The organism is Vibrio sp. 10N.261.46.E11 (assembly GCF_041472735.1).
In the GTDB taxonomy this organism is placed as follows: Bacteria; Pseudomonadota; Gammaproteobacteria; order Enterobacterales; family Vibrionaceae; genus Vibrio.
On record NZ_JBFRQW010000040.1, the window covers coordinates 48571 to 65500 of the forward strand.

At 44.1% G+C, this 16930-nt stretch carries 18 protein-coding genes and 1 pseudogene; 14 read left to right on the top strand and 5 right to left on the bottom strand.

From position 1 onward, the window contains the following. Positions 1-10: 10 nt before the first annotated feature. Positions 11-754, bottom strand: a complete 744-nt coding sequence (locus AB4407_RS13220) for a class I SAM-dependent methyltransferase (RefSeq protein WP_012604065.1) — start codon at positions 752-754, stop codon at positions 11-13. Between the two features lie 289 nt (positions 755-1043). On the opposite strand from AB4407_RS13220, the gene AB4407_RS13225 reads away from it, so the two are divergent. From AB4407_RS13225 to AB4407_RS13245, 5 genes are all read left to right on the top strand, one after another. Then, positions 1044-1502, top strand: coding sequence for a GNAT family N-acetyltransferase (locus tag AB4407_RS13225; protein WP_372120875.1), 459 nt, complete (start codon positions 1044-1046; stop codon positions 1500-1502). A 254-nt stretch (positions 1503-1756) separates the two neighbouring features. Continuing rightward, a complete protein-coding gene (gene sbcD / locus AB4407_RS13230) occupies positions 1757-3010 on the top strand; it encodes an exonuclease subunit SbcD (protein ID WP_372120876.1) in 1254 nt (417 codons plus the stop codon). 5 nt (positions 3011-3015) lie between these two features. Beyond that, a complete protein-coding gene (locus AB4407_RS13235; protein ID WP_372120877.1) occupies positions 3016-6732 on the top strand; it encodes an AAA family ATPase in 3717 nt (1238 codons plus the stop codon). A 328-nt stretch (positions 6733-7060) separates the two neighbouring features. Next, positions 7061-7204, top strand: a complete 144-nt coding sequence (locus AB4407_RS13240) for a DUF2256 domain-containing protein (protein WP_372120878.1) — start codon at positions 7061-7063, stop codon at positions 7202-7204. 89 nt (positions 7205-7293) lie between these two features. After that, positions 7294-8178, top strand: coding sequence for a PA4780 family RIO1-like protein kinase (locus AB4407_RS13245; RefSeq protein WP_372120926.1), 885 nt, complete (start codon positions 7294-7296; stop codon positions 8176-8178). A 143-nt stretch (positions 8179-8321) separates the two neighbouring features. Here AB4407_RS13245 and AB4407_RS13250 read toward each other — a convergent pair whose 3' ends face one another. The 3 genes from AB4407_RS13250 to AB4407_RS13260 all read right to left on the bottom strand — a co-directional run bounded on the left by AB4407_RS13250 (position 8322) and on the right by AB4407_RS13260 (position 11350). Next, positions 8322-9062, bottom strand: a complete 741-nt coding sequence (locus tag AB4407_RS13250) for an SDR family oxidoreductase (protein ID WP_372120879.1) — start codon at positions 9060-9062, stop codon at positions 8322-8324. Continuing rightward, positions 9062-10621, bottom strand: a complete 1560-nt coding sequence (locus AB4407_RS13255; protein ID WP_372120880.1) for a cryptochrome/photolyase family protein — start codon at positions 10619-10621, stop codon at positions 9062-9064. The genes AB4407_RS13250 and AB4407_RS13255 overlap by 1 nt, the downstream gene beginning before the upstream one ends. Positions 10622-10927: 306 nt before the next feature. Continuing rightward, on the bottom strand, positions 10928-11350 hold the full coding sequence (locus tag AB4407_RS13260; RefSeq protein WP_372120881.1) for a universal stress protein: 423 nt from the start codon (positions 11348-11350) through the stop codon (positions 10928-10930). Between the two features lie 260 nt (positions 11351-11610). Here AB4407_RS13260 and AB4407_RS13265 point away from each other — a divergent pair, with 260 nt between their 5' ends. The 9 genes and pseudogenes from AB4407_RS13265 (at position 11611) to AB4407_RS13305 (ending at position 16390) form a co-directional block, all read left to right on the top strand. Beyond that, a complete protein-coding gene (locus AB4407_RS13265; RefSeq protein WP_372120882.1) occupies positions 11611-12741 on the top strand; it encodes a PcfJ domain-containing protein in 1131 nt (376 codons plus the stop codon). Positions 12742-12764: 23 nt separating this feature from the next. Further along, complete coding sequence (locus AB4407_RS13270) at positions 12765-12926, top strand: hypothetical protein (RefSeq protein WP_372120883.1); 162 nt, start codon at positions 12765-12767, stop codon at positions 12924-12926. Between the two features lie 156 nt (positions 12927-13082). Next, positions 13083-13337, top strand: coding sequence for a DUF3297 family protein (locus AB4407_RS13275; protein WP_029223190.1), 255 nt, complete (start codon positions 13083-13085; stop codon positions 13335-13337). 260 nt (positions 13338-13597) lie between these two features. Continuing rightward, complete coding sequence (locus tag AB4407_RS13280; protein ID WP_372120884.1) at positions 13598-14062, top strand: ASCH domain-containing protein; 465 nt, start codon at positions 13598-13600, stop codon at positions 14060-14062. A gap of 75 nt (positions 14063-14137) precedes the next feature. Next, a pseudogene (locus AB4407_RS13285) lies at positions 14138-14272 on the top strand (D-2-hydroxyacid dehydrogenase family protein); the annotation flags it as partial. A gap of 39 nt (positions 14273-14311) precedes the next feature. Further along, a complete protein-coding gene (locus AB4407_RS13290; RefSeq protein WP_210445100.1) occupies positions 14312-14812 on the top strand; it encodes a GNAT family N-acetyltransferase in 501 nt (166 codons plus the stop codon). Positions 14813-14855: 43 nt separating this feature from the next. After that, positions 14856-15362, top strand: coding sequence for an HAD family hydrolase (locus tag AB4407_RS13295; RefSeq protein WP_372120885.1), 507 nt, complete (start codon positions 14856-14858; stop codon positions 15360-15362). After that, a complete protein-coding gene (locus AB4407_RS13300; RefSeq protein ID WP_372120886.1) occupies positions 15355-15951 on the top strand; it encodes a trans-aconitate 2-methyltransferase in 597 nt (198 codons plus the stop codon). Before AB4407_RS13295 ends, AB4407_RS13300 begins: the two co-directional genes overlap by 8 nt. 37 nt (positions 15952-15988) lie before the next feature. Next, on the top strand, positions 15989-16390 hold the full coding sequence (locus AB4407_RS13305; RefSeq protein ID WP_372120887.1) for an NUDIX domain-containing protein: 402 nt from the start codon (positions 15989-15991) through the stop codon (positions 16388-16390). A gap of 53 nt (positions 16391-16443) precedes the next feature. On the opposite strand, the gene AB4407_RS13310 is transcribed toward AB4407_RS13305, so the two are convergent. Next, positions 16444-16845, bottom strand: coding sequence for a YkgJ family cysteine cluster protein (locus AB4407_RS13310; RefSeq protein WP_372120888.1), 402 nt, complete (start codon positions 16843-16845; stop codon positions 16444-16446). Positions 16846-16930 lie beyond the last annotated feature (85 nt).

The following is a 16930-nucleotide window of genomic DNA, read 5'->3' on the forward strand; positions in this document are numbered from 1 at the left end:
ATTGGCTTACCTAGATTTTTACACAAGTGACCAAAGCATTACCTGATTTGGTATCCCAAGGCAGCAGCTTGTCATAATCGTGCTCAAAAATATGAACCTCAAAGTAAGGCTTCAATATCTCGATCAATTCCTTAAACGAGAATGCCACCATAGGGTGTTCGTCATTCCATACTTGAGTTTCACCCGCAGTCGTTTTTTCGATACTTAGCTTTAACATTTGCTTACTACCTTCGCCAGAGTAGTACCAACCTGAGCGAAAGGTAAAGTCATCATGTTCTTTGTTGGCGGTATGTCGAACAAACAAGTCATTGCTGATCTTCTCTTTATCAACCACGTTGAAGCAGAAGACACCTTCGGGTTTCAAAGCTCGGTGCACGCTTGCAATGCACTCTTTTAGTCTCTCAATACCGTCGTTGTAATGGATGGAATACAAGAAACAAGTGATAAGATCGAGCGGTTCTGAGACCTCAAAGTTACTCATGTTTTGTACTGAAAAGTTAGCTTCAGGGCAACGAACTTGCGCAATGTCGAGCATTGGTTTATTCAGATCAAGGCCATTACTTTGATAGCCGTAATCAATAAAATGGCGAACGTGTGGTCCAGTGCCACATCCAAGGTCGAGGTGTGTTTTTCCTTTATTTCCAAAAATCTGATGTAACCTACGAACGCAGTCACTCTGCGCTTGGTAGTCAATATCGACACACATTAAATCATAGTAACCGGATAGGTCGGTATAGAGTGCGTTGGCGGACATGTTTGCCTGCAGCATTTGCTGAAAAAATTGGGGTGGCGCATAGTAAACTAGAACTTAAAAATAACAAGAAAATCTTGAAGATTAATATAGACTCTCATAAATAGGTGGTTAGTGTGAACTTACGAGCTTGTCAGTGAACCCAATATATCCTTCATTGGTTACTGTAAGCTCAGTGTAATAAAGGATGCGAACCTAAGGAAGCTAGGTATGATGTTCACGGTTTCTTGAGAGTAGAGCCAGTAACTGTATCTACAATGGATTAAAAATTATTAAGGATAATTAAAGAGTTATGGAAATAAAAATTGATGATTTGTCGGGTGGAGAAGTTATTGAGCTACTCGAAGAGCATTTAGCTGATATGTATGCGATATCGCCACCAGAAAGCGTTCATGCATTGGATCTGGACGGTCTCAAGTCGCCAGAGATTACCTTTTTCAGTGCTTGGAAAGACAGCCAACTGCTTGGGTGTGTTGCCATTAAAGAGCTTGATACACAACACGCTGAACTGAAGTCAATGAGAACCTCGCAGTTTGCAAGAAAATCTGGTGTCGCAAGCAAGCTATTACAACACGTTTTGGATACGGCAACCGCTCGCCAATATCGACGTATTAGCCTAGAAACAGGATCGGAAGACTACTTTAAGCCAGCGCGTAATTTGTACCAAAAATTTGGCTTTGGTTACTGTGAACCTTTTGCTGGCTATGTGTTAGATCCGCACAGTCAGTTTATGAGTATCGAGCTGCCTTGAAAGACTAATCTTTGAAGGCGCAATGAATCGATTGAGTTAAATTCGAATTATAGCCGCTCTAACGTTGAGCGGTTTTTTTATGTCAAAAATAACGATTGGTTACGCTATGGGCGGAGTTGGTCCAAAGCCTGAAGTTAGTTGGTTTTCACAAGCTTATAAAAGGGATATATCGCTAACCCATTTTGTAGTTGGTAGTTGGTAGTTGTTAGCTATTTTGGTAAATTGACGTTATTACAGACTTCCAGTGAGCAGCAATGAAGATTCTTCACACGTCCGATTGGCACCTTGGCCAAAACTTCTACAATAAAAGCCGTAAGAATGAACATGAACGGTTTTTACAATGGTTACTTGAGCAAGTCACAGAGCACGACATCGACGCGATCATTGTTGCTGGCGATATTTTTGATACCAGCACACCGCCGAGTTACGCTCGTGAGATGTATAACAAGTTTGTGGTCGACTCAAGCAAGATCGGCTGCCAATTGGTGTTGTTAGGTGGAAATCACGATTCGGTGTCTGTGCTTAAAGAGACACAACAGCTGCTCAAATACATGGGCGCAGACGTGATTCCTAATACTAATGAAGATCATGCGACTCAGGTTGTCGAACTAAAAGGTAAGAACGGCGATGTAGAAGCGCTGGTTTGTGCCATTCCCTTTATTCGCCCTCGTGATGTATTGACTAGCCAGGCGGGTGTCACAGGCGTTGAGCGTCAGAAGCAACTCGGAGATGCAATCAAACAGCACTACCAAAGTGTTTATGATGCAGCAGTCGCAAAACGTACGACGTTTGAAAACAGCGAGCACATGCCGATTATCGCTACTGGTCATTTAACAGCGATGGGTGTTCAACAATCGGATTCTGTGCGCGACATCTATGTAGGTAACCTTGATGGTTTCGCCGCTGATGGTTTCCCAGATGCCGATTATATTGCACTTGGTCATATCCATCGCCCACAAGTTGTGGCAAAGCGAGAATACATTCGTTACTGCGGTTCACCTATTCCACTGAGTTTTGACGAGCTGAAATCTCAAAAGCAGGTATGTGTGGTTGAGTTTGTTGAGGGCGTGCGAACCATTTCTCAATTGCCAGTTCCAACGTTTCAACCCCTAGCTGAAATCAAAGGTGACTTGAGCGAGATCGAATCTCAACTGAATCAATACATAGGTTTAGATAGCGAACAAAGCGTGTGGTTATCAATAGAAGTACAAGCGCAAGATTACTTGTCAGATCTTCAAGAACGTATGCGTGCACTGACTGATGGTTTGAATGTGGAAGTACTGCAACTGCGCCGAGCAAGAGAACGTCGCAACCAAGCTTTAGATCAAGAGTCGGCAGAAACGCTGTCAGAATTGAGCCCGATGGACGTATTTACGAAGCGTATTGCCTTAGAAGAGTTTGAAACCGATTCTGAAAAAGCGCGCTTAGAGCGAATGACGGTGAAGTTTAAACAAGTGATGGTTGAAGTATCTGAGAGCGCTCAAGCGCCAAATAAAGTAGAAGAGTAACCAGTATGAAGATTTTAAGCCTAGAATTTGAAAACCTGAACTCTTTAAAAGGACGTTGGAAGCTCGATTTTACCCAATCACCGTTTGCAGAAAATGGTCTGTTCGCGATTACTGGCCCAACAGGGGCGGGTAAAACCACCATTCTTGATGCGATTTGTTTGGCGCTGTTCCACCGCACCCCACGCTTGAAGAGCATTGCCAAAGGCAACAATGAATTAATGACGCGTGGCACGGGTGAGTGTTTTGCTGAGCTGGAGTTTGAAGTGCAGGGCAAAACCTACCGCTCGAACTTCCATCAAAAGCGTGCCCGCGGTAAACACGATGGCGCGTTGCAAACACCTACTTGTGAATTTGCCGATGCGGACACCGACAAAGTATTAGAGACCATGCTGACCAAGAAGACAAAATTGGTAGAGCAGGTCACAGGTTTGGACTTTTCACGGTTTACTAAATCGATCATGTTGTCTCAAGGCGAATTTGCGGCATTCCTTAATGCCAATGCAAACGACCGTGCAGAGTTATTGGAAGAGCTGACGGGAACTGAAGTTTATAGCCTGATTTCAGAGCGTATCTACGATCACTTTAAATCGAGTGAAGAAGCACTGAGTCAACTGAAAGCGAAAGCTGAAGGTGTCAGTTTACTGTCTGAAGTGCAAATCCAAGAGCTAACAGCAGAGCGTGAAACGTTAGAAACCGAACAGAAGCGATTAGCTGAGCAGTTAAAAGAGTGGCAAGCGCATCTAAGCTGGTGGAAAGACGTGACCAAAGCAGAGCAAACTATTGCGACCAGTGAGCACGATCTTAAAATAGCGCAAGATGAGCTAGAACGTAACCAACCATCATTAGAACGTTTGGCAAACAGTGCACCAGCTGAAAAGCTGCGCTCAATGCACAAAGATTTAAAGCGTTGCGAACAAGAAGTAAACACCACTCAAGCTTACTTAGATAACAGCACTAAGTTACTTGCCGTTCGTGATGCAGAGAAGCAAGACGCGCAAGCTAAACTGACTCAAAGCCGTGCCATTGTCGAACAGGTAAAAAACGAGCAACAAGAGCAAGATAAGATCATTGAGCAGGTTCGTCCTCTAGATAACCAAATCGCAGTGCTTAAAGACAAGCAAACTGCTGCACTTAATTCAGCGAATGTACTCAAAGAAAAACACTCGCAGCAGCGCAATCATCAGCTTGTATTAACGCAACAGATCGATGAGTTGAAACAGCAAGAAAAGCTCAGCTCTGATTACTTATCAGCCCACCAAGCCGACCAACAGTTAGAAAAATACCTAGGTCAATGGCAAGCCAAGGTAGAACAAGTTCGTACCTTAGAACGTCAGCATTCAGAACAATTGAATTCAGCGAAGCAAGCTTTGTCAGCGGTTGATGCACAGCAATCAATTATCAAGTCAGCTCAAGAAGCTAAAGTCTCGCAAGACAAAGCATTAGCCGAATTGGTTGTGACAGAAAACAAGACCAAGCAGCAATGGGAAGCCTTACAAGGTAATACCAGTGAACAGGTGTTACATACTCAAAAAGAGTTGTTGGAGATCTGGAATCGCAACACGCACTCGTTGCTGGAAATTAATCGTAGTTTTTTAAACGCCCAGCAGCAGCTTGGGGCTAAAACTCAAGCACATCAAATTAATACTCAGCAAGTCGATAAGCTTTCAAAAGAACGTGAAGTGTTGGTCGAGCGATACAAAGAGAAAGAAACATCGCTTGAGCGTCTAACGCGATTGATTGACCAAGAAGGCGAATTGGCAAAATACCGTGCAGCTCTGGAATCTGGATCTGAGTGCCCACTGTGTGGTTCAACAAACCATTCGATTGAGCAGTCGCAAGACATTGCAAATCTGGTTGCTCAAAAAGATCGGGAAAACCTAGAGTTATCGACCATCAAGAAAGAAGGTCAAGAGCATCGTCAACAGTTGGATTCTCTTGCTCCTATGGTTGCGGCCCTAAACGATGACATTCAACGTGCGCAAGCGGATATTCAACAAGCTCAAATGAATTGGCAAGGTGTAATCGGCAAGCTTCAACAGAGCTTATCGGATTTCGTCGGTACGGCTCCAGAGCTAGCACTGCTAACGGGAAACGATTTAGGCAATGAAGCTACAGTCGCGACCTTTGCTCAGCAGTGTGAACTTCAACTAAGTCAGTTATCGCAGCAACTCAAAGCGTTGGCTGATGCAAAAGCACACTATGCAGAAGCTGAAAAACAACGCTTATCAGTGAGCGTTATGGCTGACAAAGCGCAATCTAATCTTGAGTTGGCCGAGCAACGCTTCGCTGATTTGAATAAGCAAAACCAAAGCACCAATGAACAAGTGGCTCAGATAGCTCAAGCGAAAGAACTGCAATGGAACGCTCTGAAAGAGAGCATTGTTCAAACGACTATTGAAGCGCCTGAACTTGAACATATTGATGATTGGTTTACTGCGAAATCGCAAGCATCAAGCACATGGCAGCAAACCAAACAGCAACAGGCAGACGTAGAGAAGCAACTGATCACTCAAAATGCCGAATTGAAAACCTTAGACGAGAAGCTAAGTAATGTTGAGAAAGAGATCGCGACACTGACGAAAGAGAGTGAGTCTTTAGTGTTAGAGCTGACTCGTTTAACGGCTGGAAGAACTGAGTTGTTTGGTGACAAAGACATTCAAGCCACCAGCAATGCGATGAAGCAAAAAGTCACTGAAGCGGTTATTGCATTTGATGCCGCGCAGTTGGTGCTTAACCGTTGTGAGCTTGAACATCGAACTGAGCAAACCAAACACATTAGCTTCTCTGAAGAGTTGACCAGCAAGCAATCAAGTCATACACAAGCGTCGAATACTTGGTTACAAGCACTGAAAATGAGCCCATTTGAAGGTGAGGCTGATTTTGAAGCAGCGTTGTTAGACGAAGAGGTTAGAACTCAACTTCAAAGCCTGAAGAAGTCTTTAGACGAAGCCATTGTCAGTGCGCAAGCTAGGTTGAATACAGCTAGATCGACGCAAGTGGAGCTACAAAACCACGCAAATGCTAAAGCATGGCAAGATCAAGACCAACAGCAAGTTGAAGAAGCGACTACTGAGTGTCAAAACGCACAACAAAGCCATGCGACAAAGATCGGCGCGATTTCTGCCAATCTTGAAACGGATAGCCAGAACCGCAGTAATCAGCAGGATCTGTTTAAGCAAATAGACGAGCAGCAGGTCGAGTTTGATGATATCTCACGTCTGAATTCACTTATTGGTTCTAAGAACGGCGATAAATTCCGTAAGTTTGCTCAAGGTCTAACATTGGAAAACTTGGTGTACTTGGCCAACAAGCAGCTACAGCGTTTGTATGGTCGTTACGAGCTAAAACGTAAAGCCGACGATGGTTTAGAACTGCAAGTGCTCGACACATGGCAGGGCGATGTGATGCGTGACACCAAAACCTTATCCGGTGGCGAAAGCTTCTTGGTGAGTTTGGCGTTGGCACTCGCGCTATCTGATCTTGTGAGCTACAAAACCAGTATTGATTCACTGTTCTTAGATGAAGGTTTCGGCACGCTGGATAGCGACACATTGGACATTGCTCTAAACGCGCTCGATAACCTGAATGCGTCAGGCAAGATGATTGGCGTAATCAGCCACGTTGAAGCACTAAAAGAGCGTGTGCCTGTGCAACTTAAAGTGACAAAACACTCTGGCCTTGGCGTGAGCGAGATGGAGAAGCAGTACAAAGTCGTTGCTTAATTGGATTAAGCGGACTTAGTCCAATTTGAGCTGAGTAATATCAGGCAAAGCTGAACCTGTTTGGATAAAGCAGATCCCCGACTCAGTCGTTCCTCCTTCTCGAGGATGACGTCGTCGGGGGCTGTTATCAATCACACCGTCGCCACTCCCTAAAGTCAGGAGAGATTAGAATAACTGCCGTCATTCCCTAAAGCGAGGGACGAGCGTAATAGGGAATCTAGTTTTGTTAGTGCTACCGCCGCCGTCATTCCCTAAAGTGAGGAACGAACGTAATAGGGAATCTCTCTTGAACGAATAGGTTAATGAATTCATCGACAAGGAAGCGGTTATGCACAAGAAAATACATCTACCCACCAAGACATGTCCCGTTTGCCTTAAACCGTTCTCATGGCGTAAAAAATGGCAACGTTGCTGGGACGACGTGATCTATTGCTCTGAACGCTGTCGTCGCCATAAGACAAAACCCACATAATCTCCCTTCATTTAAGAATCTATTGAGAATAACCACTCATTTAACGAGTTAATATTTTATCTGTCAGGTAACTCATGTATAAAGATGACATGAAGATACCTAAAAGAATACAGCCCTTAGTTGACGATGGTTTAGTCGACGAGGTGACAAGCCAATTGATGAGTGGCAAAGAAGCGTCAGTGTACATAGTACGCTGCGGTGATACGATCCGTTGTGCCAAAGTGTACAAGGAAATAAGCCAACGTAGCTTTAAAAAAGCAACGGCATATCGAGAAGGGCGAAAAGTCCGCAATAGCCGCCGCGCTAGAGCGATGGAAAAAGGCTCTGGTTTCGGTCGAGAGCAACAAGAAAAAGTATGGCAAAGCGCTGAAGTGGATGCCTTGTATAAGCTGGCAGAAGCCGGCGTTCGCGTGCCTGTCCCTTATGGCTGTTTTGATGGCGTGCTGCTTATGGAGCTAGTCACTGACGATGATGGTTATGTTGCGCCACGTTTGAACGATGTAGTGATGTCAGCAGAACAAGCGATTGAAGATCATGACGTGATGATGACTTACGTGGTTAAAATGCTGTGTGTGGGTTTAATTCATGGCGACTTGTCTGAATTCAACGTATTGGTTGATGAATACGGTCCTGTGATTATCGATTTGCCGCAAGCGGTCGATGCATCTGCGAACAACAATGCCGAGTGGATGCTGACTCGTGATGTTAATAATATCCGTGACTATTATGCGCAATTTGCCCCTGAATTGGCGAAAACCGAGTATGCCAAGGAAATGTGGGCGCTTTACGAGAAAGGCGACTTAAAGCCAGACAGCAAGCTAACGGGCGAGTACACGGAAACTGACGATTTGGCAGACATTGAAGCCATTATGCAAGAGATAGATGCTGCGCGAATTGAAGAACAACACCGACGCGAGCGTGTTAAAGAAGAAAAAGAAGGTGTCGACGACAGTAAGTTCAATTGGGCTGAGTGATCGTGATGATCAGTTTTAACATTCGTAAATGTCAGTCACAACGCCTTAAATAATTGATGCATTCTTTCAAAAAATAACCCAACAGAGCCAACGCTTTGTTGGGTTATTTTTTAGCACTCATGAAAGACCGCCACTGGTATTAACTACCAAGTCAATTGCTCACCATCATACGCGTAGAAGTGACCGCTTTTATCTGGCGTAGCGGTTCGAATGATGTCCACCAACTGATGAGCTACATAACTAGACTCAAACAACTTACCTTGCGGTACGTTGGTCTGAAATGGCTTAGATAGAGCGGTGTCTGTTGTGCCTGGGTGGAGCGCTAACACTGTGCCTTTCTTCAACGTACGTTGCCATTCAATCGACATGGTTTTGATGAACATGTTGAGTGCGGCTTTAGAAGAGCGATAGCTATACCAACCACCTAATCTGTTGTCTGAAATGCTGCCGACTTTAGCTGATACCACTGCAAATTTTGGATTGTCACTGGCTTTAAGAATTGGCGTGAAGTGCTTGGCCAGTAATAAGCTTGGTAGGGTGTTTATCGAGATATTTTTCAAAAAGAACTCTGGCTCGATAGACGATAGATTCTTTTCTGGTCCTAAGTTTGGTGTATGCAGCATACCCACGCAATTTATTAACCAATCCAATCGCTCGAATTGAGTGCTTAGTCGTTCAATATCAGCTTCGTTGGTGGCATCGACTTGGTGCCAATTTAAACGGTTATCTTCCAATTCTGGTCGTTGTGAATGATAAGTCGCGTCGACATGTACATCGAGAAAATCAAAGCGAGACAGCTCAGACAATAGGTGCTTAACCACAGCGAATCCAATACCGCCGCTGCCACCAATGACCAATATGTGTAATCTGAGTTGTTCCACCATTATAAGTTCTCCAAGTGAGTCAGTCGTTGTTCTGCGGTGTCGAGTATCGCTTGTTGGTCTTGCTCATCCATATTGTCCCAAGAGCGATAAAGCATCCCCATTCGAGGGTTGCGATTTAAGGCCTCGCGATGTTTGTTCATGAAGCGCCAATACAAGCTGTTGAATGGGCAAGAACTCTCGCCACTGCGCTCTTTAATTTGGTAATGACAACCTTTGCAGTAATCACTCATGCGGTTAATGTAAGAACCGCTGGCAGAGTATGGTTTGGTTCCGACGATCCCGCCATCAGCAAAAAGTGCCATACCTCGCGTATTCGGCATTTCGACCCATTCAATCGCATCGACGTATATACCAAGATACCAACTATCAACTTGATCCGGAGCAATGCCCGTAATTAAACAGAAGTTGCCAGTGATCATGAGCCTTTGAATGTGGTGTGCGTAAGCAAACTCTAGGGATTGATCAATCGCGTGCTTCATGCAGTTCATCTTGGTTTGTCCGTCCCAAAAGTAATGAGGCAACTGACGGTCTGCTGCGTAGTGGTTTTTGTTGGCGTAAGCAGGCATGTTCGCCCAATAAACGCCGCGTATGTATTCTCTCCAACCTAGAATTTGGCGAACAAACCCCTCAACTTGTGCGATATCGATAGTGGGTGCGTTTGCCTTAGAAGAAGCCTGATAAGCCGACAGTGCTGAATCAATCACTTCTTGGGGGCTTAGCAGTTTACTGTTCAACGAAAAGGAGAGGCGACTGTGATACAAACTCCACTTTGAATCGTGCTCGGTCGTCATCGCGTCTTGGAACTGGCCGAATAGTGGCAAACAGACTTGGCAGAAGTGAGCAAGCAGAGACAAGCTTTGTGCGCGATTGACCGGCCATAATAACTGGTTACCCACTTGCCCTATGGTTTCTACTTGATGGCGCTCAATTCTTTCTAAGATAGAGGAGATATCGTTCGCAAACATTAAAGGTTGTGGCAGGTTGTCAATGTCTTGCTTCTTAAGCTTCTTACGGTTGTTTGCATCGTAGTTCCATTTACCACCGACCGGCTTTCCGTCTTTTAATAAAATGTCGAAGCGCTTTCTCATTCGGCGATAGAAGTGTTCCATCATGATGTGTTTGCCTTTCGGAAACTGCTGTTCAATTTCGTCAAACGGGAATAAGAAGTGCTCGGAATCGCAACATCCTTTTGTTACTCCAGTTAACTTCAGCTTCGCCAGTTGTTGGAGAAGGCGATATTCATCTGGCCGTTGGTATTCAAACTTTTTAGCAGCAAACTCGTGTACATAGTGTTGCAATAGCGCATCGAGGTTTTCAAATTGAGTTGTGTCATCGAGAGTAAGGTGGAGTACCTGATGACCTTGTTGTTGGAGCTCGTCGGCAAAGTAGCCCATCGCAGAGAAAAAAGCGGCCACCTTTTGGATGTGCGATGCAACGTAGTCAGTCTCTTGCTTGAGTTCGGCAATGATATAAATGACGTCGTCATCAACCTGTTGAAACCAAGAGTGCTGGATATTGAGTTGGTCGCCTAAGACAAGACGCACGGTTTTGAAATTCATAACACATCCTGATTGTTAGTTAAGACAGGTTCTTTGCTGCTCGCATTCCACTTGTTGATAAACGTATGGTCTGGATCGTACATATTCGTTTGAATAGCCAAGTCTAAATAGTGCGATTTGTTAATTATTAGACGCTTACGAGTTGATAAGCTGACAAGATCACAAATGATTGTTTTAAAAAGGTAATGACTGAACTAAGCGTAAAGAAGGGTGTTGAATTGAGGGGGGGAAGAGGGGTTCAAGCCAACCAATAATACCGATAGAGGTTGGCGATGCAGGAAGCTTTTAAATCTCTAACTTCAGTATTTAATCCATTGGAACGATTAGAATATCGACTGGAGATGTGTCGATGATCTGTTTCGAATGGGAAATGATTTTATGCCAAAAATCATGGTGATGGCCACATAGCAATAGGTCGACGCCATTTGCTTCGATGGTGCTTTTGAGCTTATCGTTTAAATCACCTGTCCCCACGAAAATATGCTTAATTGGGTGATTGGCGTAGGCCTCAAACTCTTTCAAATGCTTAACTGAATCTTCATTGATGGGTAGATCGCCTTCATTTCCCTGAATATCAACGAGTTCAGGGTAAATCTCTCCATGCGTGCCGTCGATATAAACAAACGAAATGCCAGCCTCTAGCTTGTTTGCAAAGAAGGTCGCTCGATCAATCAGAATCTTAGTGTCGTCAGACATTTCAACTGCGACCAGAATATGTCGGTATTCCATAATTTAAGCCTCTTGTTGTCAGTTATATAACAGCATAGTTTTTGTTGGCACAAATGATATCGAAGAGATCTCATATTGCATAAAATCATCATTCAATGATCTTCTAAGCACTATCGTATTTATATCGCTTTGATTGATAAGAAATTTACAAAAGGTTGTTATAGTAGTGTGCGTTCGATGCTCAGAAGAGTCGCTATCAATATACTCAGAAGCGCTTCACTCAGAACGACAGACCAACACGCCATAACGAAGAAGCATCAATGACAGCATTACTTACCATTCCGACTCGAACACTTGGCTTTGATTACGATATTGAGATCAGTGATTGGTCGCAAAAACTCGTGGGCTTTCATGTGTTTGATGATGGTCGCCACCCGCTCGATGGTGGCATTGGGTTGAGTCTCAATCTTGTGGAGCAGTTTGATGTAAATGGTCGTTGGTTGGATTCGTTACCTGCTCGTTATCGTGAAATCACCGACGACTTTCCAGAGTATCAATATCAGATGCTATGGCTTGCAGCGAATACCTATGAAGCCGCTCAACTGCTTGAAGTAAGGCCGGTTATTCTGGCGTTGATCTGCATGAAAAACAGCGTCGATAATCAGAAAGCATTGGAACTGAGTCGCCTAGGCCAAAAGAAGATTTTAGCTAAACTTGGCTTAGACAGCAGTAAAGCGAGCCTTAAATTCATCGACAAGTTAGAGTTGCGTTACAACGTCGGGGACGAGCTCGACCACATTGTTCGCATTCTCGAACCGCTGCAAAGGCGTGTACTGAAATTTAAGCATTATTCAAAAGTAGGCTACACAGCGCTGCGTTTGGATCAGGTCCACCCGTTTCTAACCGGCAGTCGATTAGGGATTGCAATGGTGGAAGAGGGGAGACTGAATGCACCATCCAAGATGGCGATGTTCCAAGATGCGATATTGCTAGGGCAAGATTTGGAGATGGATGATCCTCTGCGTTCTATCACTAGTCAAAACTCATTCGCGATGTTTGAACAACTGCATGATAGATGGACAGAGCAGCGTCAACTACGTCGTTTGGAGGGCAATCGCCCGATGGACAAAGACATCCCTTATCCAGTTCCCTTGCTAGGTAATGACAACATTCACCCGCTTACTGATTATTACGACCTTGAACACGAAGGCATAGAGGAGAAGCATTGTATTGGTGTGTATCACAACCGAATCATGACCGATCGCTATGTGGTGTTTCGAATGCTCAAACCTCAGCGCTTAACCATTGGCCTACGTCGTGTTCCAAGCAAAGCCTTTCCGTTTGAAATTGACCAAATCTGCGGAAAACGAAATGCACCGCCGTCGGAATCCGCTCGCCAAGTTATTCACGACTGGTTAGAAGCGAGTAAGCAACAGTATCCTAAGCAATAGCCATGAAGTAGAAGGAATACAGGGTGTTTCAACAAGGCGATTTATGTCCTCATTGTGTTCAGATTATTGTGACGCCAACCGATTTGCAAGCGGAGTGCTTGGGGTGTGACGAAGAGATTAAAGAAGACCGTGCTGGTGATTACGATCAAGAAGAGTCGATTATCTACAACGCAAAACGCTGTTAAATTTCCGTTGAAAAGATCCCTATATCGCCTTTAAATCAAACAACTCGCTGTTGATTAAAACGATCAAGACGATTTATTGCAGCAGTTGTTGAGCGAGAAGCCTATATTGACTAGAATGACGCACTTTTTTTATTTACGTACATACAGGTAATGAACATGAGCGATACTAATTCAAGACCAGCTTTACCAGATCATCTTGCAGGTAACCCACGCAGCCCACACCACGTGGCTGAGTGTTTCGAATACCCAATCGGCATTCGTCTAAATGGTAAAGAGCGTACTGATGTTGAAGAATACTGCATCAGCGAAGGTTGGGTTAAGATCCCTTCTCCAAAAGCGCTAGATCGTTTTGGCCAGCCAATGCTTATTACTCTTAAAGGCACAGTAGAAGCTTTCTACATCGAAGATTAATCACTTCGTGTGGCTAGCTAATACTTCGTGTAATTAGCCAATGTGTGTCTAATTAGTCAATACAAAGCCACCAAGCGTTTTTACCTAAAAGGGTCTAGAGAAATCTAGGCCCTTTTTGTTTGTATACTCATCCATATCCCCATTTTGGCATACTACAGGTTTACAGCAATAACGCGACTTGATAGGTTACTCCCAATGCAGTCAGATGCTTAATCTATAAGTATTTATCGGCTCAATCTCATATTGAATTTGGAAAGATCATGGAAGAAAGAAGCCAAGCTTATCTCGATAACTACCTAAACTCACTGCCGACAGAGATCGCAAAGAAGCACACCTCATTCAGTGCAGACTATTTCTGTGGAGACGAATACAACGCTAATTTGTGCGCACAACTCATATTGAAAGGCGAAAAGCAGGCGTCTTGCAGCCTCGAATATTGGTACAGCCATGAAAGTGAAGTGATGCCTGTTGTTGGGCACTTGCAAGTCGTTACCGATTGGGACGGCAAGCCTATCTGTATTGTTGAGATTACCTCTGTTTCCTCGTGTCCATACAATGAAGTGACCGCTGAATTTGCTGCCGCTGAAGGCGAGGGCGACAAAACTCTCGCATGGTGGAGGGAAGCGCATTGGAATTTCTTCTCACGTGAATGTGAAGAGCTCAAGATCTCACCAAGTGAAGACATGTTACTTATGTTGGAGCGTTTCAAAGTGGTTTATCAATAGTGAAGTCCCAGTGAGTATCATGTTGAATCTCAAGGCGTGGCACTTTAGCTATCTTTGACTAAATCAAGATAGCTAGACTCCGAACCGCTACTGTCCTTGGCAAACATCACTGCGACTCCACATTTGGGCTATGTTGAACAAAATAGCTACGAACTCTACTTTGATATCGCCTTCGACAACATTCTGTCCTATCAAAAGGATGGCATATAGCGATAGAATCTACCCAAAGCAATAAAAAGGCAGAGAAGTATGAGCTTAACAATCAGAGAAGTCGCGGTAGAAGATGCACAAGGCATTATTGATGTATTGAATCCAATCATTATCGAAGCGCGTTATACGATCTTGGATCAGACTTTTACTGTTGATGAAGAAAAGGGATTCATTGAGTCGTTCCCAAAACGTGGTGTGTTTAGCGTTGCAGTCAACGAAACGACCAACCAGCTACTTGGTTTTCAGAATATCGAACCATTTGCTACTTACACTAAGGCCTTTGACCACGTTGGTATTATTGGCACTTATGTTGATGCAAATAGCCGTGGGCAAGGCGTTGCAAAACAGTTGTTTGATTACACATTTAAAGCAGCCAAAGCGAAAGGTTACGAAAAGCTATTCGCCTATGTAAGAGCAGACAACGAGCGCGCGTTAGCGGTATACCTTAAGCAAGGTTTTGAAATCGTCGGAACGGCTAAGAAACACGGTAAGATTGGCGACCAGTACTTTGACGAGATCCTTATCGAGAAGTTTTTATAGGCTCGCTTAAACACTAGAGAACTCATCGTATGCAGGAGGCAATATGACAAAGCTAATCGAATTAACAGAAATAGTCTTATTCGACTGGGGCAATACGCTGATGGTCGATTTCCCAGACGCACAAGGGAAGATGTGTGACTGGGAAACCGTACAAGAAGTGTGTGGTGCTCGCGCATTGCTGGCTGAACTATCGAAAACTCACCAAGTTTATGTTGCTACCAATGCCGGTGACTCCAGTAAAGACGACATCATTCGAGCCTTTAAGCGTGTTGGCCTTTCTCAATATATCTTGGGTTACTTTTGTAAGGCGAGCATTGGCTTTTCTAAGTTCGATTCGGGGTTTTATCCTGCCATCATTTCCAAACTCGGTGTAGCACCACAAGATATCACCATGGTAGGTGACACCTTAGACAAAGATATTTACCCAGCACTTGAAGCGGGTTTGAAAGCGGTATGGTTGAACACAGAAGGCACTGCTCTTAAGTCAGGGCATCCGAATATCGTACAAGTTCAAAGCCTAAGCGAATTATTGGAGAAGTATCATGGATGATCACTCAGAGATCTGGCGTCAGTATTACCAAAAGGCACTAAGCAAACCTCATTTAAAGAGAACTGAGTGCGCAATTAAACTGAATGAGTCAGGCTTAAATGTTGCGATTGATTGTGGTTGTGGAACAGGTAGTGACATCGCCTTTTTAGAACAGCAAGCGTATCAAGTGTATGGCTTCGACGTTAGTCCTGATTCGATTGCACTATGTCGGGATCGTTTTGGCCGCAAACCTTTGGTCGAGATATCAGAAAGTGGATTTGAACACTATGATTACCCGAAATCTGGCGTAGTGATTGCCAATTCGAGTCTGTTTTTTGCTGATCCAACCCGTTTTGACGAAGTTTGGCACAACATTGAAAACTGTCTTGAAGTGGGAGGCGTGTTTGCGGGGGATTTCATGGGCGTCGATGACAGTTGGGCACATGGCTATCGAACCCCAACAACGCCGTTAACAAAAGCCAAAGTACTTAGCTTATTCAACGACTTTGAGATAGTACGATTCCATGAGCGAGACGAACAAGCTCTCACATCATTGGGTAGGATGAAGCATTGGCACACTTACTCGGTCGTTGCGATTAAGTGTCGTTAAAATGTCAGTAACTAAAACAAAAATAAGGTCTAAGAACATGAATAAGGTAATTGATAAGCTGGCTTGGATATTCATCAAAGACGGCAAGCTGTTGATGGTGAGATCCAAAGGCAAAGAACAGTTCTACCTACCTGGTGGTAAGCGTGAAGCTGGCGAAAGTGATGAGCAAGCACTGCTTCGCGAAATCAAAGAAGAGATCTCAGTCGATTTAGTGCCTGATTCCATCAAATATGTTGAGACGTTTACAGGCCAAGCTGATGGCAAAGCGGAAGGTGTATCAGTGCAATTGACTTGCTATCTTGCTGATTATACTGGCGAACTGTCTCCAGATGCTGAAATCGAAGAATTTAAGTTTGTTGATGGCAATGACAGAGCGGTATGTTCATTGGCAGCACTGGTTGCGCTTGATTGGTTAGAAGCGAATCAGTATTTGGCTTAAGGTTTTGGCTGATATTAGCGAATGCTGAAAATTGATCTTCAAAAGATCATCGCTTACGAATAGCTTGAAGGGCGGCTGTCTTTCATCAACAGGTCGAGTTTCCTTTGAGCTTTCTTCGTGTCTTGTAAATCCACCACCTCAATCATTTCACACTCATCTCGTACCATCTCATTAATCAGGCTTGGGTAGTGTCGGCAATCTTCAGGTCGGTCTAAGTAAATGCTGCACGTATATTTCGCTTGGGCAGTCTTATCTTTCGTTGGAACAACTTCTAGGTAAGGACATCGACTTAAGCGTTCGCCAGATTTAGGATCAAACCAGATCTCACTACCGCGAACATATTCAAATATGTCTGGATTGAACAGCTCCCAAAAATCTATCTCTTCTTGAGTCGCGGCAAGGTCACCATCTCCATATTTGATACAGCATTTTCCGCATTGATTACAATTTTTCATTAGTGACTTCATAAGTTGGTGAGCTTTTGTCATTTTACCACTGATAGCCGTGGCACGTTGATTTTGTTGTTCATGGTTCAGTCGT

Coding starts and splice junctions, on each gene's coding strand:
- AB4407_RS13220 (WP_012604065.1), bottom strand. CDS start 754: ATGTCCGCCAACGCACTCTATACCGACCTATCCGGTTACTATGATTTA.
- AB4407_RS13225 (WP_372120875.1), top strand. CDS start 1,044: ATGGAAATAAAAATTGATGATTTGTCGGGTGGAGAAGTTATTGAGCTA.
- sbcD (WP_372120876.1), top strand. CDS start 1,757: ATGAAGATTCTTCACACGTCCGATTGGCACCTTGGCCAAAACTTCTAC.
- AB4407_RS13235 (WP_372120877.1), top strand. CDS start 3,016: ATGAAGATTTTAAGCCTAGAATTTGAAAACCTGAACTCTTTAAAAGGA.
- AB4407_RS13240 (WP_372120878.1), top strand. CDS start 7,061: ATGCACAAGAAAATACATCTACCCACCAAGACATGTCCCGTTTGCCTT.
- AB4407_RS13245 (WP_372120926.1), top strand. CDS start 7,294: ATGAAGATACCTAAAAGAATACAGCCCTTAGTTGACGATGGTTTAGTC.
- AB4407_RS13250 (WP_372120879.1), bottom strand. CDS start 9,062: ATGGTGGAACAACTCAGATTACACATATTGGTCATTGGTGGCAGCGGC.
- AB4407_RS13255 (WP_372120880.1), bottom strand. CDS start 10,621: ATGAATTTCAAAACCGTGCGTCTTGTCTTAGGCGACCAACTCAATATC.
- AB4407_RS13260 (WP_372120881.1), bottom strand. CDS start 11,350: ATGGAATACCGACATATTCTGGTCGCAGTTGAAATGTCTGACGACACT.
- AB4407_RS13265 (WP_372120882.1), top strand. CDS start 11,611: ATGACAGCATTACTTACCATTCCGACTCGAACACTTGGCTTTGATTAC.
- AB4407_RS13275 (WP_029223190.1), top strand. CDS start 13,083: ATGAGCGATACTAATTCAAGACCAGCTTTACCAGATCATCTTGCAGGT.
- AB4407_RS13280 (WP_372120884.1), top strand. CDS start 13,598: ATGGAAGAAAGAAGCCAAGCTTATCTCGATAACTACCTAAACTCACTG.
- AB4407_RS13290 (WP_210445100.1), top strand. CDS start 14,312: ATGAGCTTAACAATCAGAGAAGTCGCGGTAGAAGATGCACAAGGCATT.
- AB4407_RS13295 (WP_372120885.1), top strand. CDS start 14,856: ATGACAAAGCTAATCGAATTAACAGAAATAGTCTTATTCGACTGGGGC.
- AB4407_RS13300 (WP_372120886.1), top strand. CDS start 15,355: ATGGATGATCACTCAGAGATCTGGCGTCAGTATTACCAAAAGGCACTA.
- AB4407_RS13305 (WP_372120887.1), top strand. CDS start 15,989: ATGAATAAGGTAATTGATAAGCTGGCTTGGATATTCATCAAAGACGGC.
- AB4407_RS13310 (WP_372120888.1), bottom strand. CDS start 16,845: ATGAAAAATTGTAATCAATGCGGAAAATGCTGTATCAAATATGGAGAT.